Below are 25,912 nucleotides of genomic sequence, written 5' to 3'. Positions count from 1 at the left end.
CGTCAGACGTCCGTTTGTCGTGTGCGTCGACCCCGTATGGCCAGTTCCTGATCGATGATCAGCGCGATCTCGGCGAGGGGACGCGGCTGATCCATATCGGCGTGCGTGCTGTGAACGTCGTGGGTGACGATGTCACCGGTGACGTATGCGCGCCACAAGTCGGACGAGGACTCGCTCGACATCGTGTCGTCATCCGTCAATGCTGGGCGGAGAAACACCACGTCACCGTGATAGGTCTGCGGTACGTGGTCGGCAGACAGCCGTAGGTCGTTCCGATAAATTGCACGTGCGGCATCCCAGATGGGCGCAGTGTCGGGCGAATCGACGATCTCGCCGTAGCGGCTCTGCGCCCATGCCCGGATCGACTGTCGAATGTCGTCGTCCGAAGGCGCCGCCTCGCCGAGGAGGAGATCCCCTGCACCGGGCACGCTGTCCAGCATCGCGAGGAGTACGACCTCGAGTCCTCGACGTTCCAGAGCGGTGGCGATCGCATGGGCGACGAGACCACCGAACGACCATCCCAGCAGAAGGAACGGGCCGTCTTCCTGAACGGCGAGGATCTGCTCGAGATAGTCGGCGGCCATACTCTCGATCGACTTCGGTAGCGGCGTCACTCCGTCGAAGCCCCGCGCTTGCAGACCGTATATGGGCTGGTCGGGGAGGTGGGCGCGAAGGCCCATATAGCACCAGCTCAGTCCTCCGCCCGGATGGACGCACCACAGGGGCGGTCCGGATCCTTCGCTTCGGATCGGCAGGACGACGGCGAACGGATCGAGCAAGCCGGGTTCGATTTCCTCACCCATACGGGGTGCGAGTTCGGCGATCGTCGGAGACTCGAAGATCACCCGGATCGGGACCTCCACCCCGGTCACCGACCGAATCCGGCTCACCAACTGCGTCGCCGACAACGAATGCCCACCCAGGTCGAAGAAACTGTCATCGATCCCCACCCGGGAAACCCCGAGAACCTCCGCGTAGAGCGAGGCCAGCGTCTGCTCCACCGGTGACCGCGGCGCCCGGAACACCCCGCCGATGAACTCCGGTGCCGGCAATGCTCGCCGATCCAGTTTCCCATTCACCGTCAACGGCAACTGATCCAGCACCATCACCGCTGCCGGAACCATGTATTCCGGCAGCATCCTGGCCGCAAAACGACGGACCTCGACACGGGTGCCGGTGTCGGTGGTGTCGGAGACCACGTAACCGACCAATCCGATCCCGGTGGTGGTGTCCCGGACCACCACCGCCGCCTGAGTCACGGCCGGATGTTTCAGTAGAACCGCCTCGATCTCCGCGGGTTCGACCCGGAATCCGCGAATCTTGACCTGCGCGTCTGCTCTTCCGCAGAATTCGAGCACTCCGCCGGCGGTCCAGCGCACCAGATCCCCGGTTCGGTACATTCGCGCACCCGGCCCGCCGAACGGACATGCCACGAACCGCTCGGCCGTCGACCCCGTCCGCCCGAGATAGCCGCGAGCCAACTGCACGCCGGCGACGTACAACTCCCCGACCGCACCTACCGGGACTGGAACCAAGCCCGCACCCAGCACGAACACCTGCGTGTTGCCCACGGGCGCCCCGATCGGCACACTCACGCGGTCGGCGCGTTCGCCCGGCTCCGGTAGCACGAAGGTTGCCGCGAAGACCGTCGTCTCGGTCGGCCCGTACCCGTTGACCAGAATCGGAGGATTCGAGCGCTCGTCCCGATACCAGCCCTGCAACCCGGCCGGATCCAACACCTCACCGCCGAACACCATCATCCGTAGCACCGAATCAGACCCCACTGCAGGATCCTCACGCTCGACTTCGGCGAACTCGTAGAACGCCGAGGGCGTCTGAGCGAGAACTGTCACCCGCTCCCGGACCACCGCCTCCCACAATCCGGCCGGCGAATGCACGGTCTCCCACGGCACCACCATAATCCGGGCTCCGTGCACCAACGCCCCCCACAATTCCCACACCGAAAAATCGAACGCGACCGAATGGCACCACGCCCACACGTCCCCGGCACCGAAGCCGGCCCAGCCTGCAGTACCGGCGAACAGCGACACCACGCTCCGATGGCTCACGGCGACACCCTTCGGAACACCCGTCGATCCGGAGGTGTACATCACGTAGGCGGTGTTGCCCGGTCGTAGAGGTGTTGCGTGGTCGTTGTCGTCGGAGCCCCTCCCCTCCGACTGCCCGCCCTCGTCGGAGATGGCATCGAGGAGAACTCTGGGGATATCGTTGTCGGGCAACATGTTATCGGTCAGGGTGTCGGTGAGGATCAACCGCGGAGCGGCGTCGGCGAGGATGGTCCCGATCCGTGCACTCGGATAGCGGGGGTCGATGGGGAGGTATGCACCGCCGGCCTCGAGGACCGCGAGCAACGCGATGATCAACTCGGGTGACCGCTCCAGTGCGACCGCCACCAGCACTTCCGGTCCGACACCCGCACCGGTCAAACGGTGCGCCAGCCGGTTCACTCGGCTGCTCAGCTCTTGATAGGTCAGATGCCGGTCACCGAACGTGACCGCCACCGCATTCGGAGTCGCGGCGACCTGCTGACCGAACAGGACTGGGATCGTCGAGTCCGGGATCGGAACGCTCGCCTCGTTCCAGGTCCGCAGTACCAACTCGCGTTCGTGCGGATCCAGGATTTCGTACCCCTCGATCCGCCCGCGCGGATCCGCGACGATCAACCCCAGCAACCGCACATACCGGGCCGCGACGGCCTCCACCGTCGCCCGGTCGAACAGATCACTCGCATACTCGACAACCCCCGCCAGACCCTGCCGTTCGGTGGGGGCGAGACTGAACGACAGATCGAAACGCGACGTCCCCGTCGACGCCGGCAATGTGGTCCATTCCAACCCTGGGAACGCGACATCGGGAAACACGTTGTCCTGCATCGTAAACGACACCTGGAACAACGGATGATACGCCGTCGAGCGAACCGGATTCAGCAACTCCACCAACCGCTCGAACGGCGCATCCTGATTCTCGTACGCACCTAGAGCCTTTACCCGCACCCGGTCGAGGACCTGATCGAACCGCGGATTCCCCGACACATCCACCCGCAACACCCAGGTGTTCACGAAGAACCCCACCAACTCGGACAACGCCTCGTCGGTACGGCCCGCGATCGGCCCACCGATCGCGATATCCTCTCCCGCGCCGAGCCGGTGGAGCAGCACCGCGAGCACGGATTGCAGCACCATCGATCGTGTCGCCCCACATCTGCGGGCAAGATCCGTGACTGCCGAAGCATGTTCCGGTTCGATCGCGAACTCCACGGTCCCGCCCCGGTAACTCGGTTCGGCCGGACGTCGACGATCAGTCGGCAACTCGATGCACTCCGGCAACCCCTCCAGCTCGGCCCGCCAATACTCCACCTGCGCGGCCAGCACACTGCCCGGATCGTCCTCGCTCCCCAGAAGGTCCCGCTGCCACAGCGTGTAATCGGCGTACTGCACCGGCAACGGCGCCCACCCGGGCGCCTGCCCCGCCGCGCGGGCCGCATACGCGACCGCCACATCCCGGGCCAGCGGCGCCAACGAACCCCCATCCCCCGCGATATGGTGCAGCACCAACACCAGGATGTGCTCTCGGGAACCGCATTCCAACAACGTTGCCCGAATCGGAATCTCGCCGGACAGATCGAACCGATGTCCCGCAGCCTCCGCGACCACATCCATCGCAGTGCCGTCCCCGGCGTCGACGACCTCAACCGGCAGTTCCGCGTCGACCTGCTCAGCCGACAGGATCCGCTGGAACGGCACACCGTCGTCCTCACCGAACACCGTCCGCAGGCTCTCGTGCCGAGCCACCACATCCCCCAACCCCGCCACCAACGCCCCCACATCAAGAGCACCGGTCAACCGCACCGCCACCGGAATGTTGTACGTCGCCGACGGTCCCTCGAATTTGTGAAGGAACCACAACCGGGCCTGCGCGAACGACAGCGGCACCCGCTCCGGCCGCACCCGCGGGAGCAACGGCACCCTCGCCACCGCAGCGTCGCCCAGTCGGGGCGCCAACTCCGCGACCGACGGGGATTCGAACACCACCCGGATCGGCACCTCCACCCCGAGCGCGTTGCGGATCAACCCCACCAGCCGCGTGGCGGACAGAGAATGCCCGCCCAGGTCGAAGAAGCTGTCGTCGATCCCCACCCGTGGAAGACCGAGCACGTCACCGTACAGTGACGCCAGCGTCTCCTCCACCCGTGACCGCGGGGCCCGGAACACGCCACCGATGAAGTCCGGCGCGGGCAACGCTTTTCGGTCGAGCTTGCCGTTCACCGTCAGCGGCAATCGATCCAGCACCACCACCGCCGCGGGCACCATGAACTCCGGCAGCCGCCCGGCCACGAAACGACGAAACTCGGCCGCCGACTCACTCGACCCGTCGACACCGTCGATGTGGAGAACGACGTATCCGATCAGTTCGGTGCCATTGCCGGTGGCGTCGGCTACCACAACCGCCTGAGCCACCGCCGGATGCGACAGCAGCACCGCCTCGACCTCTGCGGGTTCGACTCGGAACCCCCGCACCTTCACCTGCTCATCAACACGCCCCACGAACTCGAGTTCACCCTCGGCGGTCCACCGCACCAGATCCCCCGACCGATACATCCGCGCACCGGACACACCGAACGGACACGCCACGAACCGCTCCGCTGTCAAACCCGGCCGACCCAAATACCCACGCGCCAACTGCACCCCGGCGATGTACAACTCCCCCACCACACCCACCGGAACCGGCCGAAGCCCCGCATTCAGTACGAACACCTGTGTATTCCACACCGGCGCACCGATCGGCGCGCTCGTGTCAATCGAAGGGCCGCATCGATGGTGGGAAACCTGGAGGGCCGTTTCGGTGGGCCCGTACAGGTTGTGTAACGGTGTGCCGCTGTGCTCCATGAAATGGTGTGCCGTCGCGGCCAACAGGTTTTCGCCGCCGCAGAAGACGCGTCGAAGCGAGTCGCAGTCAGCCGACTCGAGTCGCTCCAGGACCATTGCGAGCATCGACGGAGAGAAGTCGCCGGTGGTGATCTTCTCCGATCTGATCGTCTCCGCGAGATAACTCGCATCGCGGTGTCCGTCGGCCTTCGCGATCACCAGCCGCGCACCGACCTGCAGTGGCAGGAACATCTCCCACACGGACACGTCGAAGGTCGCGGGCGTCTTCTGCAACACCACGTCATCGTGGTCGAAGCCGAAATGGTCCCGCATCCACAGCAACTGGTTCACGATCGCCGAGTGGCTGACTGCGACCCCCTTCGGTCGACCTGTCGACCCGGACGTGAAGATCACGTACGCCGTGTTACCCGGCCTCAACGGGCTGATGCGCTCTTCATCGCGGACGGGTGGGGAGTCGATCTCAGATCCTTGTCGGCCATCGATCTCGATCACGGTGATGCCCGGGACCTCTGTGCGGTCAGTGGATCGCGTCAACACGCAGACCGGCGCCGCGGACTCCACCATGTGCCGGATGTGTTCGCCGGGATAGTCGGGGTCGATCGGCACGTACGCTCCACCCGCCGTGACGACCGCGTAGATTCCCACCACGAGGTCGATCGAGCGTCGCACGGCGACGCCGACGAGAGACTCCGGACCGACACCCTGCGCGATCAGCCTCCGCGCCAACCGGTTCACTCGCTCTTCGAACTCTCGATACGTCAACTGCTCGTCGTCGGATATCAGGGCCACCGCATCTGGTGTGGCAGCGGCCTGGCGTTCGAACAGGCCGGGAAGTGTCACATCCGGCACAGGGACCGCGGTGTCGTTCCACGTCTCCAAGACCAACCGTCGCTCGCCCGGTTCGACGATGTCGATACGGTCCACGACGACCTGAGGGTCGTCCGCGACTGTCTGCAGGATGCGGATGAGCGTCCGGGCGATGCTGTCGACGGCTGCGGCGCCGAACAGGTTCGGCAGATACGCCACCGTCAACCGAAGTTGCGAATCGACTCTCGCGATCAGAGTCATGGGGTAGTGCGACGCGTCGATCGTTCGGACACCGGTGACGACTAGTCCGTCGACGGGGATTGCGGCCGCCAACGCGGCACGATCGACCGGGTACGACTCGAACACGACCAGGGTGTCGAAGAGTTCTCGCGCCCCCGCGGCCTTGTGGATCTCCGTCAACCCGAGGTAGTGATGGTCGAACAAGGTGGCCTGCTGCTCCTGCAACCGGGTCAGCACCTCTGCAGCCGTGTCGCCCGGTACGGACTGCACCCGCACCGGCACGGTGTTGATGAACAAGCCCACCATCGACTCGACGCCGGCCAGACCGGCCGGGCGGCCGGAGACCGTCGCCCCGAATACGACATCCCTTCGCGCGCACCACTGTCCGAGCAGAATCCCCCACGCTCCCTGAACGACGGTGTTCAGCGTGACGCCCAGTTCGGTGGCCCGCACCGACAACCTCGCGGACAGGCCGGCAGGTACGTCAACCGTCACCTGCACTTCCTCCGACGCGGATTCCCGCTTCGCGTGCGAGGACACCAGCAGGGTCGGCTCGTCCACCCCGTCGAGGGCCTCCGCCCAGATTCGAGAAGATTCGGCGCGGTCGCGCTCGGCCAGCCAGACCAGGAAATTCCGGTACCCGGTAGCCTTCGGTAGCGCGGCGGCGTCGCCGCCCGAGACATACAGCGCGAGTAGTTCCTCGGCCAGCAGCGGCATCGACCACCCGTCGAGCAGTACGTGATGATTGGTGATCACCAGCTCGAATCGATCCCGTCCCAACGTCACCAGAGTGAATCGGATCAGCGGCGGCGTCGCCGGGTCGAAATGTGTGGCCTGATCCTCGACGAGAAGACGTTCGAACTCGCCGTCGCGAGTGCCCTCCGGAACATTCCGCAGGTCGACCTCGCGCCAGGGCAACGCGACTGCGTCGAGGACGATCTGCACCGGACCGGTGTCCGAATCGCCGACGAACGCGGTACGCAGGTTCGCGTGGCGAGCCAGCAACGCTTGTCCCGCAGCGAGAATCCGTTCCGGATCGACCCTCCCGCCGAGATGGAGAACGAGCTGGGTCGTGTACGCGTCGAACGACGCACCGGCCAAAACCGAGTGGAACAACAGACCGGACTGCATCGCCGTCAACGGCCACACATCCACCACTCCCGGATACCGGTGCTCCCACGTCTCGATGTCGCGTTGCGACACCGACACCAACGGCACATCGGACGGTGTCAGTCCGCCGGCCCCGGGCCCCTGCACGTGCCGCGCCAGTGCGGAGACCGCGTCGCACCACAGGTCGGCAAGTTCCTGAACGTCGTCACGGGAGAGCACCCCCGTGGGGAATCCGAACACGGCACCGAGTCGGGGACCGTCCGGACCGTCGGTCACCATGGCGTTGATGTCCACTTCGGCCATCGCAGGCAGGTCCGGATCCATCGTCGCGGAGAGATCCGATCCCTCGCTCGCGGGCATCCAGCCGAGGTCACGCAATTCCGCGGGAACGTCCGCGGCCGAGATCCGCCCCAGATAGTTGAAACTGATCTGTCCGCCCGGATACTTCTGGAGTTCCGGTGCGGTGTCCGCGTTCAGATACCGGAGCAGCCCGTAGCCGATACCACGGTCGGGCAGTGCCAGCACCTGTTCCTTGACCGCTTTGATCACGATGCCGGCAGCGGGACCGCCGGCGAACGCCTCGTCGAGATCGGCGCCGGCGATGTCGAGACGTATCGGGAACGCTGTCGTGAACCAGCCGACCGTGCGGGACAGATCGGCCCCGGGGATGACGTGCTCCTCGCGACCGTGATTCTCCAGAGATATCAACGACGACGGTTCGACCACCCCACGACGGCGGCGCCAGCGGGTCAACGCCATCGCCAACCCCGCCAGCGGACCATCGCCGGCCCCGGCACGGAAAACCTTGGGGACCGTGGTGAGCAGCGACGCTGTCGCATCCGCGGGAACGTGCGTCCGAACGTGTTGCACTGTGGAGGCGACATCGAGGACGGGGTCGCACCTGCGCGAACCCAGTTCCGGGTCGGGGCCCTCCAGAATCGATTGCCACAACGGCAGCTCGGCCACGCGCCCGGGCCGCAGCGCCTCCTCCACCAGCCCGTGTGCCCACCGCCGCATCGACGTCCCACCCGCCGGCAGTACCGGGCGTTCGCCGGTACACACCCGCGCCCATGCCGACGCCAGGTCCGGGATCAGGATTCGCCACGACACGCCGTCGATGACCAGGTGGTGGGCCACGACCAGCAGCCTGCCCGGACGATCCGCCAACTCGTCACCGTCACCGGACGCGCGGTCCAGCCACACGAACTGCACCATCACGCCCGCCGCCGGATCCAACCGCCCCAGGGCCGCATCCAGCTCGGCCGATGCCAACCGCAGCCACCCCGGATCGCCCGGTGCGTCATCACAGGCGACCTGTCGAATCAGACGGTCCACGTCGACCGCATCCGGCGGGTCGACCCGAAGTTTCTGCTCCCCGGCGCCATCGGTCACCAGACGCGACCGCAACATGTCATGACGGACCACGACAGCGCCGATGGTGGCGACCACACCGGCCCGATCGATACCGTCAGGCAATTCCAGAACCATCGTCTGCGCGAATCGGCGGAACCCACCACCCCGGGTGAGGAGGAACCGCCCGATCGGCGTCAACGGCATCGATCCCACTCCGCCACCGGGCAACTCGTCGAGCACGACGAGATCCGAATCGCGATTCAGGACTGCGGCCTCGGACAGACTGCCGACAGTCCTGTGCTCGAACACATCCCGCGGCGTGAGTAGCACACCGAGGGCTTTCGCGCGCGAAACCAACTGGATCGACCGGATACTGTCGCCACCCAGATCGAAGAATCCGTCATCGATCCCGACCCGCTCCACCCCGAGTACCTCGGCGAACACCCGGGCGAGGATCTTCTCGGTCTCGGTCCGCGGCGACCGGAACGCCCTGCTCGACGAGAACTCCGGCTCCGGCAACGCACTGCGGTCGAGCTTGCCTGCCGGTGTGAGCGGCAACTTCTCGAGCACCACGATCGCGGAGGGCACCAGGTACTCCGGCAGGCGCCCCGCCGCCACCGTCCGCACGGTATCGGTGTCCACCTCGCCCCCCGGTGCGGGGACTACGTACGACACCAGCACCGTCTGCCCGGACGCGCCCTTCCGATCGACCGTCACCACGGATCCGATCCCGGGTTGCCTGGCAAGCGCAGCGTCGATCTCGCCCAACTCGATCCGTCGGCCCCGCACCGTGACCTGGAAATCACTGCGCCCCAGATACTCCAGCGCCGGACCGGACTCTCCTTCGACCCAGCGCACGACATCGCCCGTGCGATACATCCGCTCGCCCGGCGCGCCGAACGGATTCGCCACGAATCGCTCCGCCGTCAGTCCTCTCCGATCGTGATATCCCCGAGCCAGCGAGACCCCCGCGGCATACAACTCCCCCGCGACTCCCGCCGGCAACGGGCGCAGCCACGCGTCCAGGACCACCAGGGACGTACCCCGGACCGGGCCGCCCAGAGTCACCGGACCGCGCGGTTGTAACGGCGTCGAGGCCGCCACCGCCACCGTCGCCTCGGTCGGCCCGTAGAGGTCGTGCATTCGCCGTCCTGCAGCGAACGACTCCACCACCGATACCGGCACCGCCTCAGCACCCGTGAGCAGGCATCGCACCGACGACATCCGCTCGACCGGTACAGTCGCCAGCATCGTGGGGGTGAGGAACGCGTGCGTCACCGCCGCACTCTCGAGAATCCGGCCCAGGTCCTCGCCACCGACCACGCCCGCCGGGACCACCACCATGGTTGCTGCCGAACCCGTTGCCAGCAGATACTCCAGCACCGAGGCATCGAAACTCGGCGACGCCACCTGCAGCACGCGTGCGTCCGCCGTGACGTCGAATCTCTCCGCCATCTCGGCCGCGAGACTGCCCAGTCCCCGATGCGGTACGACGACGGCCTTCGGCTCACCCGTCGTCCCCGACGTGTAGATCATGTACGCGGGATGATCGCCCCGCAATGGAGTAATCCGGTCCGCATCGATCACCGATTCAGCCGACCGTGTGGACCACTCGACTCGCGCCACCGGATCGTCGAGCACCCACCAGTCGAGGTTTCTCGGAAGGGTACCGACGCATTCGGCGACCGTGATTCCGAATCGCGCGGCGGAATCGGTGATCAGGTACGCGAGCCGACTCGCCGGATACGACGGATCCATCGGGACGAAGGCCCCACCCGTCTTCGCCACAGCCCACACCGCCAGGACCGACTCCACCGACCGCGGCACGGCCACGGCGACCGCGGATTCCGGCCCGGCCCCGCGTGACATCAGCATCCGTGCGATGCGACTCGACTCGTCGTCCAACTCCCGGTACGTGAGTGAGCGGTTCCCGCACACGACCGCCACCGCACTCGGATCGTGTGCGACTGCCGCAGAGAGGATCTGCGGCAGTGTCCGGACCGCCTCCGCCGGCGCGCCACGCACGGGAACCAGCAGGTTTCGTTCGTCCGGGGAGAGAAGGTCGATGTCTCCCGTCGCGGCGTCGGGCGCAGCCACCAATGATTCCAGGGTCCGGTGGAACCTGTCCGCGATCGCCTGCACCTCGTCGTCGCCGAACAGGCCCGGATCGTGCCACAGTGAAACGGATGTCCGCTCACCCGCTTCCACCGCGAGGGTCAACGGATAGTTCGTTCCTCCATACGAATCCAAGGACGTGATCGAGAGGGAGGCGATCGACTCGAGAAGGGAGTCCAGGCTCCGCCGATCGTTCGGGTACGACTCGAACACCGTCAGGGTGTCGAACAGCGCCCCCATGCCGGTGACCCGCTGGATCACCGGCAACGGAACATCATGATGCTCGATCAACTCCGCCTGCGCCGCCTGGACCCGGGCCATCAACCGGGCGATGGATTCCCGAGGATCCACCCGGACCCGCACCGGGATCGTGTTGATGAACAAGCCCACCATCGACTCGATGGCGGGAATCTGTCCGGACCTGCCCGAGACCGTCGCGCCGAACACCACGTCACGGCGTCCGGTATGCATGCCCAGCACGATCGCCCACGCGACCTGCACGACAGTGTTCACCGTCACCGACAATCGAGATGCCAGCTCCAGCATCCCCGACCACAAATTCTCGTCGAGCTCACGCCGTAGCACCGACGATCCTCGTGCCGACTCCGGACGACCCGTCGCGAGCAAAGCGGGCTCCGCACCGTCGAGCGCTTCCTCCCACACCTGAATCGACCGCTGCCGATCCCGAGTCGCGAGCCACCCGAGGTACCGGCGATACGAGACCACGGGTTCCAGCACCGCTCCGTCGCCGCCGGCGCCGTAGACGGTCAGCATGTCCCGCATCAGCAACGGCATGGACCATCCGTCGAGCAATACGTGGTGGTACGAGAAGACCAGCCGGAAGTCTCCGTCGCCCATCGTGACCAACCCGAAGCGCAGGAGCGGTGGTTCCGACAGGTCGAATCCGGCCGCCGCATCGTCCGACAGAAGGCGTGCGAGTTCGTCGTCTCGCTCCCCGGCATCGACACCACTGACGTCGGATTCCCACCACGGCACCTCGAGGCCCTCGAGCACCACCTGCACCGGTTCGACCACGTCCGTGACGAACGCGACCCGCAGATTCGCGTAGCGATCGAGTATCGCCTGCGCCGCGGCCTTCACGCGGTCGGCATGCACCCGCCCGGACAGACCCAGCACCGTCTGTACCGCATACACATCCGTCGATTCCGACGCCAACATCGCGTGAAAGACCAAACCTGTCTGCAGCGGTGCGAGCGGCCACACCTCCACGGCCTGGGGATACCGCGCCTCGACGGCGGACAATTGTTCCGGAGTCGGACTCGGTAGCTGCACGTCCTCGAAAATGACAGAGTCTTCATCCCTCAGCGGATTCGCGACGGAGGCCAGCCCGGCGACGGTCCGTCGCTCGAATACGTCTCGAGCCGACACCAGCACGCCTTGGGCCCGCGCCCGCGACACCACCTGGGTCGACATGATGCTGTCCCCGCCGAGCCGGAAGAAGTCGTCGTCGACACCCACCCGATCGACCCCGAGAACGTCGGCCAGCACCGCCGCCAATGTCTGCTCGGCAATGGATCGTGGTGCCCGATACGGAGTGACGGACGCGAGATCAGGATCGGGGAGTGCGCCGCGGTCGAACTTGCCGACCGGTGTGAGAGGTATCCGATCGACGACGACGATCGCCGACGGCACCATGTAGTCCGGTACACGACCCGCCGCCAACTGCCGCAACGCCTCGATGTCCACCTCGGCCCCGGGCGCCGGCACCACATATGACACCAGCACCTTCTGCGCCGACGTACCTACCCGGTCCACCGTCACCACCGATCCCACCGCGGGGTGCGAGACCAGCACGGTGTCGATCTCTCCGGGTTCGACGCGGATTCCGCGGATCTTCACCTGCTCGTCTGCGCGGCCGACGAAGTCCAGGACACCGTCGGTCGTCCACCGCACCAGATCACCCGAGCGGTACATTCGTGAGCCTGGTTCGCCGAACGGGCACGCCACGAACCGTTCCGCCGTCAACCCCCGCCGACCGATGTACCCGCGGCCCACCCCTGATCCGGCGATATACAAATCCCCGACGACACCCACCGGGACGGGCATCATCCCTGTTCCCAGGACGAGTGCAAGGGCGTTACCGATCGGCACTCCGATCGGTACGCTGACCCGGTCGTCGAAGCCCTTCGACCCCGATATCGAGTACGCGGTGGCACACACGGTGGTTTCCGTCGGCCCGTACGCGTTGACCACCGTGATCCGAGGATGGCAAGCGAGGACGCGTCGGACTGCGCTCGGCGACAACACATCGCCCGCGGTGACCACCTGCCGTGCCTGGTCGAGTGCTCCCAGCGCATGGTCCGCCGAATCACTCAACAGGTGAAACAGCGGGGTCGTCAGGAACATCGACGTCACACCAGCCGCGGCGACGACCCGCTCGAGCACCTCGATGTCCAGTGGCCCGGGCGGAGCGACAACCACCTGGCCTCCGCCGAGCAGCGTCGGCCACAACTCGTACGCGGACGCATCGAACGCCATCGACGAATGCAGCAACACGCGCTCACCAGGTCCGTCCGGCCATCCGTGCAGCGCCAGGTTGATGACATTGGAGTGGTCGATGGCGACCCCTTTCGGGGTCCCCGTCGATCCGGAGGTGTACATCACGTACGCGGTGTTGCCCGGTCGCAGTGGTGTGGTGCGATCACGGTCGTCGAGGCTGAATCCCTCTGCGTGCCCGTCCCCGTCCGAGATGACGTCGAGGAGTATCCGGGGTATGTCATTGTCCGGCAGTGTTTTCGAGATGGGGGTATCCGTGAGGATCAGCAGTGGAGCGGCGTCGGCGAGGACGAACGCGGTCCGCGCACTCGGATACTGCGGGTCGATCGGGAGGTATGCACCGCCGGCCTCGAGGACCGCGAGCAACGCGATGATCAACTCGGGTGACCGCTCCAGCGCGACCGCCACCAGCACTTCCGGTCCGACACCCGCACCGATCAAAAGGTGCGCCAGCCGGTTCGCTCGACTGCTCAGCTCCCGGTAGGTCCAATTCTCGTCACCGAACGTCACGGCCACCGCGTCCGGAGTCGCGGCGACCTGCTGACCGAACAGGACTGGGATCGTCGAGTCCGGTATCGATGCGCGCGTGTCGTTCCAGCTCTCCAGCACGAGTGTGCGCTCGTCCGGATCCAGGATGTCGTACCCCTCGATCCGCCCGCGCGGATCCGCGACGATCAGCTCGAGCAACCGCACATACCGGGCCGCGATACCCTCCACCGTCGCCCGATCGAACAGATCACTCGCGTACTCGACAACCCCCGCCAGACCCTGGTGGCCGTCGTGGGCGACGGTGACGGACAGATCGAAACGCGACGTCCCCGTCGGCGCCGGCAATGTGGTCCATTCCAACCCTGGGAACGCGACATCGGGAAACACATTATCCTGCATCGCAAACGACACCTGAAACAACGGATGATACGCCGTCGAGCGAACCGGATTCAGCAACTCCACCAACCGCTCGAACGGCGCATCCTGATTCTCGTACGCACCTAGAGCCTTTACCCGCACCCGGTCGAGGACCTGATCGAACCGCGGATTCCCCGACACATCCACCCGCAACACCCACGTGTTCACGAAGAACCCCACCAACTCGGACAACGCCTCGTCGGTACGGCCCGCGATCGGCCCACCGATCGCGATATCCTCTCCCGCGCCGAGCCGGTGGAGCAGCACCGCGAGCACGGATTGCAGCACCATCGATCGTGTCGCCCCACATCTGCGGGCAAGATCCGTGACTGCCGAAGCACGTTCCGGTTCGATCGCGAACTCCACGGTCCCGCCCCGGTAACTCGGTTCGGCCGGACGTCGACGATCAGTCGGCAACTCGATACACTCCGGCAACCCCGCCAGCTCAGTCTTCCAATACTCGACCTGGGTAGCCAGCACACTGCCCGGATCGTTCTCGCTCCCCAGAAGCTCCCGCTGCCACAGCGTGTAATCGGCATACTGCACCGGCAACGGCACCCATCCCGGCATCTCGCCCCCGGTACGCGCCGCATACGCGACCGCCACATCCCGAGCCAACGGCGCCAACGAACCCCCATCCCCCGCGATATGGTGCAGCACCAACACCAGGATGTGCTCTCGGGAACCGCATTCCAACAACGTTGCCCGAATCGGAATCTCGCCGGACAGATCGAACCGATGTCCCGCAGCCTCCCCGACCACATCCACCGCAGTGCCGTCCCCGGCGTCGACCACCTCCACCGGCAGTTCCGCGACGACCTGCTCAGCCGACAGGATCCGCTGGAACGGCACACCGTCATCCTCACCGAACACCGTCCGCAGGCTCTCGTGCCGAGCCACCACATCCCCCAACCCCGCCACCAACGCCCCCACATCAAGAGCACCGGTCAACCGCACCGCCACCGGAATGTTGTACGTCGCCGACGGTCCCTCGAATTTGTGAAGGAACCACAACCGGGCCTGCGCGAACGACAACGGCACCCGCTCCGGCCGCACCCGCGGGAGCAACGGCACCCGAACCGGCCCCTCCCTCAGACGCGGCGCCAACTCCGCGACCGACGGGGATTCGAACACCACCCGAACCGCAACCTCCACCCCCAACACCGACCGAATCCGGCTCACCAACCGCGTCACCGACAACGAATGCCCACCCAAATCAAAAAAACCGTCATCGATCCCCACCCGCGGAACACCCAGCACCTCCGCGAACAACGCCACCAACGTCTCCTCCACCGGCGACCGCGGCCCACGAAATACCCCACCAACGAACTCCGGCGCCGGCAACGCCCTCCGATCCAACTTCCCATTCGCCGTCAACGGCAACCGATCCACCACCATCACCACCGCCGGAACCATGAACTCCGGCAGCCGCCCGGCCACGAACTCACGCAACCCCACACCCGTCACCGTGCCGACGGACTCGAGAACCACGTACCCCACCAACCGACACCCCACCCCAACAGCCGCCGGAGACTCACTACCAATCACCACAGCCTGCGAAACAGCAGGATGCGACAGCAGCACCGCCTCGACCTCCCCCGGCTCCACCCGGAACCCCCGCACCTTCACCTGCTCATCAGCACGCCCCACGAACTCGAGCACACCCTCGGCAGTCCACCGCACCAGATCCCCCGACCGATACATCCGCGCACCGGACACACCGAACGGACACGCCACGAACCGCTCCGCCGTCAAACCCGGCCGACCCAAATACCCACGCGCCAACTGCACCCCGGCGATATACAACTCCCCCACCACACCCACCGGAACCGGCCCAAGCCCCGCACCCAACACGAACACCCGCATACCGCCCACTGGGTCGCCGATCGGCACACTTACGCGATCACGACCACCCTGGGATTCAGGTAGCGAGTACATTGCGGCGAAGACCGTCGTCTCCGTCGGACCGTACCCGTTGAGCGTCCTCACCTGTGGGTGGAGCGGATCCTCGCCCAGATTCCAGCCCTGCAGCCTGGCGAGATCCAGCACCTCTCCGCCGAGCACGACCGTCCTCAGCACCGAACCGGCCCCCACCGCTGGGTCCACGTGCTCGACCTCCTCGAAACCGTAGAACGCCGACGGCGTCTGGCCGAGAACAGTGACCTTGTCCCTGATCAGCAACTCCCACAAACGGTTCGGCGATGCCGCCACGTCCCACGGCGCCACCACCACGCGGCCCCCGTGTACCAACGCACCCCACAACTCCCACACCGAGAAGTCGAACGCCTCCGAGTGGCACCACACCGACACATCCGTATCGTCCAACCCCACGCGGTCGGCGGTGGCGGCCAACAACGACACCACACTTCGGTGGCTCACGGTGACACCCTTCGGAATACCTGTCGACCCCGAGGTGTACATCACATACGCCACGTGACCGGGGCTCATCGGGCCGATCCGATCGCTGTCGACGGGATCGCGATCGGCGTGACCCCCGACTTCGGCTGCAGTGCCGAGGTCCAGATCTGCATCGAGTAGCACCTGCCCTATGTCATGGTCGGGCAGCGTGGCCACGGTGGCAGTGTCGGACAGGATCAGCCGCGGGGCTGCGTCGGCGAGAATTGTCCCGGCGCGAGCACCGGCATAGTTCGGGTCTATGGGAAGGTAGCCGCCGCCGGCCTTGAGCACCGCCAACAATGCGACGACCAGCTCGGCCGAGCGCTCCAGCGCCACGGCCACCAAGGTTTCCGGGCCGACCCCGGCACTGATCAGGAAGTGCGCCAGCCGGTTCGCCCGTGTGTTGATTTCTCGATAAGTCCAGCTCCGGTCGGAGAAGGTCACCGCGGCGGCGCCGGGTGTCGCCGCCACTTGTCGCTCGAACAGTTCCACGACAGTGGTCTCCGCGAAGGGCGCTGCGGTGTCGTTCCAGGTCCGCAGTACCAACTCGCGTTCGTCCGGCTCGAGGATGTCGTACCCCTCGATCCGCGCCTGCGGATCCGCGACGATCCTGTCGAGCAACCGCACATACCGGGCCGCGACGGCCTCCACCGTCGCCCGATCGAACAGATCACTCGCATACTCGACAACCCCCGCCAGACCCTGCCGTTCGGTGGGGGCGAGACTGAACGACAGATCGAAACGCGACGTCCCCGTCGACGCCGGCAACGTCTCCCACCCCAACCCGGGAAACGCCACATCGGGAAACACGTTGTCCTGCATCGCAAACGACACCTGAAACAACGGATGATACGCCGTCGAGCGAACCGGATTCAGCAACTCCACCAACCGCTCGAACGGCGCATCCTGATTCTCGTACGCACCTAGAGCCTTTACCCGCACCCGGTCGAGGACCTGATCGAACCGCGGATTCCCCGACACATCCACCCGCAACACCCACGTGTTCACGAAGAACCCCACCAACTCGGACAACGCCTCGTCGGTACGGCCCGCGATCGGCCCACCGATCGCGATATCCTCTCCCGCGCCGAGCCGGTGGAGCAGCACCGCGAGCACGGATTGCAGCACCATCGATCGTGTCGCCCCACATCTGCGGGCAAGATCCGTGACTGCCGAAGCACGTTCCGGTTCGATCGCGAACTCCACGGTCCCGCCCCGGTAACTCGGTTCGGCCGGACGTCGACGATCAGTCGGCAACTCGATACACTCCGGCAACCCCGCCAGCTCAGTCTTCCAATACTCGACCTGCGCGGCCAGCACACTGCCCGGATCATCCTCGCTCCCCAGAATTTCCCGCTGCCACAGCGTGTAATCGGCATACTGCACCGGCAACGGCACCCATCCCGGCATCTCGCCCCCGGTACGCGCCGCATACGCGACCGCCACATCCCGAGCCAGCGGCGCCAACGAACCCCCATCCCCCGCGATATGGTGCAGCACCAACACCAGGATGTGCTCTCGGGAACCGCATTCCAACAACGTTGCCCGAATCGGAATCTCGCCGGACAGATCGAACCGATGTCCCGCAGCCTCCCCGACCACATCCACCGCAGTGCCGTCCCCGGCGTCGACCACCTCCACCGGCAGTTCCGCGACGACCTGCTCAGCCGACAGGATCCGCTGGAACGGCACACCGTCATCCTCACCGAACACCGTCCGCAGGCTCTCGTGCCGAGCCACCACATCCCCCAACCCCGCCACCAACGCCCCCACATCAAGAGCACCGGTCAACCGCACCGCCACCGGAATGTTGTACGTCGCCGACGGTCCCTCGAATTTGTGAAGGAACCACAACCGGGCCTGCGCGAACGACAACGGCACCCGCTCCGGCCGCACCCGCGGGAGCAACGGCACCCGAACCGGCCCCTCCCTCAGACGCGGCGCCAACTCCGCGACCGACGGGGATTCGAACACCACCCGAACCGCAACCTCCACCCCCAACACCGACCGAATCCGGCTCACCAACCGCGTCACCGACAACGAATGCCCACCCAAATCAAAAAAACCGTCATCGATCCCCACCCGCGGAACACCCAGCACCTCCGCGAACAACGCCACCAACGTCTCCTCCACCGGCGACCGCGGCCCACGAAATACCCCACCAACGAACTCCGGCGCCGGCAACGCCCTCCGATCCAACTTCCCATTCGCCGTCAACGGCAACCGATCCACCACCATCACCACCGCCGGAACCATGAACTCCGGCAGCCGCCCGGCCACGAACTCACGCAACCCCACACCCGTCACCGTGCCGACGGACTCGAGAACCACGTACCCCACCAACCGACACCCCACCCCAACAGCCGCCGGAGACTCACTACCAATCACCACAGCCTGCGAAACAGCAGGATGCGACAGCAGCACCGCCTCGACCTCCCCCGGCTCCACCCGGAACCCCCGCACCTTCACCTGCTCATCAGCACGCCCCACGAACTCGAGCACACCCTCGGCAGTCCACCGCACCAGATCCCCCGACCGATACATCCGCGCACCGGACACACCGAACGGACACGCCACGAACCGCTCCGCCGTCAAACCCGGCCGACCCAAATACCCACGCGCCAACTGCACCCCGGCGATATACAACTCCCCCACCACACCCACCGGAACCGGCCCAAGCCCCGCACCCAACACGAACACCCGCGAATTCCTTACCGGCACACCGATCGACACCGATTCGCCAGCACACTCGTCCGACTGCTCCATAACCCGGCTGGTCACGTAGACGGTGGTCTCGGTCGGACCGTACCCATTGACAACCCGGACTCCAGGAATCGCGGCACGAACTGCACCGAGCAATCGACCGGACAACTGCTCACCGATGAACACCACCGTCTCCGCGCTCACCGTGTTCTCGATCTGGTCGAGTACCTCCGCGAACACCGACGGGACCGTGCTGATCACACTCCCGCTCCAGGTGCGGTGTTCGCCGAGCACGAGAACGTCACGGACCACGTCGATACTCCCGCCGGCGCACAACGCGGCGAAAATCTCCAACACGGACACGTCGAAACTCACCGATGTACTTGCCAGCACGCGGGCCAGCCCTGGCGCACCGAGACTCGAGGCCACGTGCACCATGCAGTTGACGACATTGTGGTGGCTGATCGTCACCCCTTTCGGGGTGCCGGTTGATCCGGAGGTGTGCATCACGTACGCGGTATTGTCCGGCCGCGGCGGTGTGGTGCGGCCGTTGCCGGCGGTGTCCTCCCAGTGTCCCCCCTGTTCCGAACACGTCTCGAGCAGCAGTGTGGGGATGCCGTTGTCTGGCAGCATGCTTGCGGTCGCCGTGTCGGTCAGGATCAGGATCGGCGCAGCGTCGCGCAGGATGAACTCGGTCCGTGCACTCGGATAGCGGGGGTCGATGGGGAGGTATCCGCCCCCGGCCTCGAGGACGGCCAGAAGCGCGATGATCACCTCGGGTGACCGCTCCAGCGCGACCGCCACCAGCACTTCCGGGCCGACACCCGCACCGATCAACCGGCGTGCCAGCCGGTTCACTCGGCTGCTCAGCTCCCGGTAGGTCCAATTCTCGTCACCGAACGTCACGGCCACCGCATTCGGAGTCGCGGCGACCTGCTGACCGAACAGGACTGGGATCGTCGAGTCCGGTATCGATGCGCGCGTGTCGTTCCAGCTCTCCAGCACGAGTGTGCGCTCGTCCGGATCCAGGATGTCGTACCCCTCGATCCGCCCGCGCGGATCCGCGACGATCAGCTCGAGCAACCGCACATACCGGGCCGCGATACCCTCCACCGTCGCCCGATCGAACAGATCACTCGCGTACTCGACAACCCCCGCCAGACCCTGGTGGCCGTCGTGGGCGACGGTGACGGACAGATCGAAACGCGACGTCCCCGTCGGCGCCGGCAATGTGGTCCATTCCAACCCTGGGAACGCGACATCGGGAAACACATTATCCTGCATCGCAAACGACACCTGAAACAACGGATGATACGCCGTCGAGCGAACCGGATTCAGCAACTCCACCAACCGCTCGAACGGCGCATCCTGATTCTCGTACGCACCTAGAGCCTTTACCCGCACCCGGTCGAGGACCTGATCGAACCGCGGATTCCCCGACACATCCACCCGCAACACCCACGTGTTCACGAAGAACCCCACCAACTCGGACAACGCCTCGTCGGTACGGCCCGCGATCGGCCCACCGATCGCGATATCCTCTCCCGCGCCGAGCCGGTGGAGCAGCACCGCGAGCACGGATTGCAGCACCATCGATCGTGTCGCCCCACATCTGCGGGCAAGATCCGTGACTGCCGAAGCACGTTCCGGTTCGATCGCGAACTCCACGGTCCCGCCCCGGTAACTCGGTTCGGCCGGACGTCGACGATCAGTCGGCAACTCGATACACTCCGGCAACCCCGCCAGCTCAGTCTTCCAATACTCGACCTGGGTAGCCAGCACACTGCCCGGATCATCCTCGCTCCCCAGAAGCTCCCGCTGCCACAGCGTGTAATCGGCATACTGCACCGGCAACGGCACCCACCCCGGCGCCCGCCCCGCCGCGCGGGCCGCATACGCGACCGCCACATCCCGAGCCAACGGCGCCAACGAACCCCCATCCCCCGCGATATGGTGCAGCACCAACACCAGGATGTGCTCTCGGGAACCGCATTCCAACAACGTTGCCCGAATCGGAATCTCGCCGGACAGATCGAACCGATGTCCCGCAGCCTCCGCGACCACATCCATCGCAGTGCCGTCCCCGGCGTCGACCACCTCAACCGGCAGTTCCGCGTCGACCTGCTCAGCCGACAGGATCCGCTGGAACGGCACACCGTCGTCCTCACCGAACACCGTCCGCAGGCTCTCGTGCCGAGCCACCACATCCCCCAACCCCGCCACCAACGCCCCCACATCAAGAGCACCGGTCAACCGCACCGCCACCGGAATGTTGTACGTCGCCGACGGTCCCTCGAATTTGTGAAGGAACCACAACCGGGCCTGCGCGAACGACAGCGGCACCCGCTCCGGCCGCACCCGCGGGAGCAACGGCACCCTCGCCACCGCAGCGTCGCCCAGTCGGGGCGCCAACTCCGCGACCGACGGGGATTCGAACACCACCCGGATCGGCACCTCCACCCCGAGCGCGTTGCGGATCAACCCCACCAGCCGCGTGGCGGACAGAGAATGCCCGCCCAGGTCGAAGAAGCTGTCGTCGATCCCCACCCGTGGAAGACCGAGCACGTCACCGTACAGTGACGCCAGCGTCTCCTCCACCCGTGACCGCGGGGCCCGGAACACGCCACCGATGAAGTCCGGCGCGGGCAACGCTTTTCGGTCGAGCTTGCCGTTCACCGTCAGCGGCAATCGATCCAGCACCACCACCGCCGCGGGCACCATGAACTCCGGCAGCCGCCCGGCCACGAAACGACGAACCTCGGACGGCAGTCTGCTTGCACCGGGGTCGTTGACGTATTCGGTCATGTCACCAAGTGGTTCCCCGGGCAGGTAGACATCGGACACCGCGCCGGATGCGTGCGCGTTTTCGTGCGCCCGGGTCGTGATATCGGTGAATATCACATCCATCAGGCCCGGTGCCGGTGACCAGGTCACCGACACCGCGAACCCCAGCTCCTCACCCAAGTCGTGACAGTCCTGCGGCAACATCGCGTCCGTCCGGCTGTCCGCGTCATGCCGGGTGGGAACGTGATCGCGGTCAGCGGCAACGTCGAGAGCGTGTGTGGCCTCGACATCGGGCGCCAGTCCCCTGTGCGGTACGCCGATCACCCGCACACAGTCCGCACGGCGGCCCGTCAGGAACTTCCGCAGCGCGGTGGGATCGCCGATTCGCTGCCACGACGTCGACGGCACATCAGCCAGCGACCGGGCATTCACAGGATTCTTGCGCAGCACGACTTCGTATCTGTAACAGCTCAATTCGTTGACTGACCGGACGCGCTCGAGTTGAATGTCGACCGCGCCGATGTCGGGGATCAGCGTCGGCAACGCTGTGAAGAACTCCGGCGCGAGCAGCAACTCCTGCTCGGCCGCAATGCTCCGGCGCACCCGATCGCGTAACACCATGACGGTTGTGTCGGCATGTGCGTCGGCGATCTGCACGCCTGTCGCGAATTCCCGGAGCAACGCAAGATTCCGCACGTCACCGAGGAACAGCACGCCCCCGGGGCGCAGCAATTGCACTGCAGTGTCGATCACGTCGATCAGGTACCCCGCGTTCGGGAAGTACTGCACGACCGAGTTCAACACCACTGTGTCGAAGACGCCGAGCGGCACACCGCCGAGGTCGTCGGCGGCCTGGACCCTCAAGTGCACCCGCTCGACCCACCGGTCCTGCCGATCCGCCAACTGTGATCGCAGATCGTCGATCGTGGTGGCGGAAAAGTCGGTGCCCCAATACTCTTCGCAGTGCGGCGCCAACTGCGACAGCAGCAGCCCTGTTCCGACTCCGATCTCCAGCACCCGAGCCGGCCCGAGCTCGCGAATCCGTGCGACGGCCGCCGCGCGCCATTCCCGCATCTGCTCGAGGGCGATGGGCTTCCCGGTGTAGCTACTGTTCCACCCCCCGAAATCCTCTCCGAACGCTGCCTGGTCGAGCGGCTCACCGGCATCGGACGCGTCCCCGGAATACAGGTCGTCGTACACCCGCCGCCACTGCGAAACCAGCTCTGCCTCCCGCTCCCTGTCACGGACGAGCGCGACACCCCTGTCGAGCACGACATACCCCACCAGCTGTGCATCGGTGCCGGCAGCGGGTTCCCGGGCGATCACCGCCGCCTGCGCCACCGCAGGATGCGACATCAGTGCCGTCTCGACCTCCCCCGGTTCGACCCGGAATCCCCGCACCTGTACCTGCTCGTCCACCCGTCCGACGAAATCGAGCACGCCGTCGGACGTCCACCGCACCACGTCGCCGGACCGATACATCCGCGAACCGGGTTCGCCGAACGGGCACGCGACGAACCGTTCCGCCGTCAACCCCGGCCTTCCCACATATCCTCGGCCGACCCCGAACCCCGCGACGTACAACTCCCCCGCCGCTCCGATCGGCACCGGCACCAGTCCCGGACCCAGCACGTAAATCCGCGCGTTGCCGATAGGAGTCCCGATCGGGCTTCGACCGCCGTCGCCGACGCCTGCGGTCAACTCCAGATAGCTCACATGCACCGTGGTTTCGGTGATTCCGTACATGTTCACCAGAACCAGAGTGTTCGGACGTTCGCCCGGGAGCCAGTCGCGTAGCCGGCCCGGGTCCAATGCCTCTCCCCCGAAAACCACCATTCGCAGAACCGAATCGGGCCCACGGGAATGGTCCCTGCGTTCGGCGTCTGCGAACTCGTAGAACGCGGAGGGGGTCTGATTGAGGATCGTCACCTGCTCCCGCCGCACCAGATTCCACAACTCGGCGGGCGAGCGCACCACGTCCCAGGGCACGATCACGACTCGCCCGCCGTGCACCAATGCCCCCCACAACTCCCACACCGAGAAGTCGAAGGCCTGTGAATGACACCAGGCCCACACATCCCCATCTCCGAAACCGCACCACCGATCGGTCCCGGCAAACAACGACACCACGTTGCGGTGGGTGATGACAACCCCTTTCGGGGTGCCGGTCGAACCGGATGTATACATGACGTACGCGGTGTTGGAGGGTCTCAGCGGGGCGATCCGCTCATCGTCGGCAGGGTTGGTCACCGCTGAGATTCCCTCGGTGCCGGCGTCGTCCGGGTCCAACACGAGACAAGGAATGTCGTTGTCCGGCAACGATGCGGCGGTCGCGGTGTCGGTCAGAACCAGGAGGGGTGCGGCATCGGTGAGAATGAAAGCGGTTCGCGCGCTGGGATAGTTCGGATCGATCGGAAGATATCCGCCACCGGCCTTGAGAGTCGCAAGGAGTGCGACGATCAGTTCGGACGAACGTGGCATCGCGACGGCCACGATGGATTCGGGGCCCACACCGCACGCGATGAGATACCGCGCCAACCGATTCGCCCGGTCATTGACGTCTCGATAGGTCCAGTGCCGATCGCCGAGAGTCAGCGCCACCGCGTCGGGTGTCGCGGCGGCCCGCTGTTCGACCAGGCCGGGAAGGGTGGCCTGGGGAACCGGTACCGTCGTGTCGTTCCAGGTCCGCAGTACCAGTTCGCGTTCGGTGGGTCGGAGGAAGTCGTATTGCTCTGTCCGGCCTGCCGGATCGGCGACGACCGCACGAACGAAAGCCATCAGCAGATCCGCATAGAGCCTGACGTCCTCACTGCTGTGCAGCGCGCCGTTCGCGTCGATCTCGATGTGCATGCCTGCACTGTTGCGTCCGCCGTAGTAGATCGAAATCGAAAGGTCGTCCACGGGGCCGAACGACACGCCGCGCATGGATGCCGGGTTGCCGGCAAAGTCGATCGAATCGAAGAACGGGATGATATTCAGAATCGGACCGAACCGATTCTCCATGGATCCGGACAATCCTCTGTCTCGTCTTATGTCAGAACCCTGGTAACGGGAATGACGCAAAACGGAACGAATCGCGGTACCCACGTCGTGCGCGACTGCGGCGAAAAGCGACCGCGGGGGGATCTCCACCCGGAAGGGCACCCAATTCGATACCAGCCCCGGGGTTCGCCGGGCGGCACCGACTCGATTGGCGACGGCCAATCGCATCATGAATTCCGACGTACCCGACAGCCGGTGGAAGAGTCCGGCTACCGCTGCCGCCAGGAAGCCCGGCACCGGTGTCCCGATCGATTCTGCCGCCGTGAGCAATCGCGCGGTCTCATCGTCCGACACCGTCAGGCTGTGATGCACAGTCACGGGAACCGGCGAACTCGGATGCCGTGGCAGTCGCAGTGGTTCGGGCAAGGCAGCGGTGTAGTTTCGCCAGAACTCCTTGTCGCGGGCGAATCGATCGGACTGCCGGTAGCGGGCATCTTCGTCGACAATCAGTCCCGGTCCGCCGAATCCGGATTCAGGGATCGGTCTTCCCGCCTTCAGCGCTGTGTAGATTTCACCGATTCGACGCGCGAGAATCGCGACGCCGAACCCGTCCATCACGATGTGGTGGCAGACGGCGCACAGGAAGAATCGCGCGCCGTGAACCTTGATCAAGCCTGCTCGATACAGCGCATCATGTTCCAGATCGAAGGGCACGGCGCAGACCTCTGCCATCGACGCTTTCGCCGCCGATTCGGGGTCTGCCGCAGCACTGACATCGACGAAGAACGGTTTCCACGAGTTCGAATCCCGCGCGACCTGGCGTGGGCCGTCCCCGTCCTCGACGAAATTCACCAGTACCGAACGGGCCTCTTTCGCCACTCGCCGCAGCGCGGCTTCCATCACCGGAGGGTCGATGTCACCGGAAATATCGAGATACGCTGCAATATTGTTCGAAAGGCCAGGCGCCAACCTCTGCGCCAGCCAGAGCGCCTCCTGGGCGGACGAAACCCGAAATGAGTTCATCGCGACCATGATGTGCCCTCCCGAACGGCGGTAGGGATTTCGCCCGGTGGCGACAGCAATCCAGGGAG

1 protein-coding gene is annotated in these 25,912 nt (G+C 65.7%); it reads right to left on the bottom strand.

Annotation, left to right across the window (positions count from 1 at the left end):
• Positions 1 to 2: 2 nt before the first annotated feature.
• Positions 3 to 25,844, bottom strand: a complete 25,842-nt coding sequence (locus JWS14_RS32545) for a non-ribosomal peptide synthetase (RefSeq protein WP_206015125.1) — start codon at positions 25,842 to 25,844, stop codon at positions 3 to 5.
• Between the last annotated feature and the right edge of the window lie 68 nt (positions 25,845 to 25,912).

The sequence above is a fragment of the Rhodococcus koreensis genome, assembly GCF_017068375.1.
Lineage (GTDB): Bacteria > Actinomycetota > Actinomycetes > Mycobacteriales > Mycobacteriaceae > Rhodococcus_F > Rhodococcus_F koreensis.
This window is presented reverse-complemented; position numbering and strand designations above follow the sequence as displayed.

Coding starts and splice junctions, on each gene's coding strand:
- JWS14_RS32545 (WP_206015125.1), bottom strand. CDS start 25,844: ATGAACTCATTTCGGGTTTCGTCCGCCCAGGAGGCGCTCTGGCTGGCG.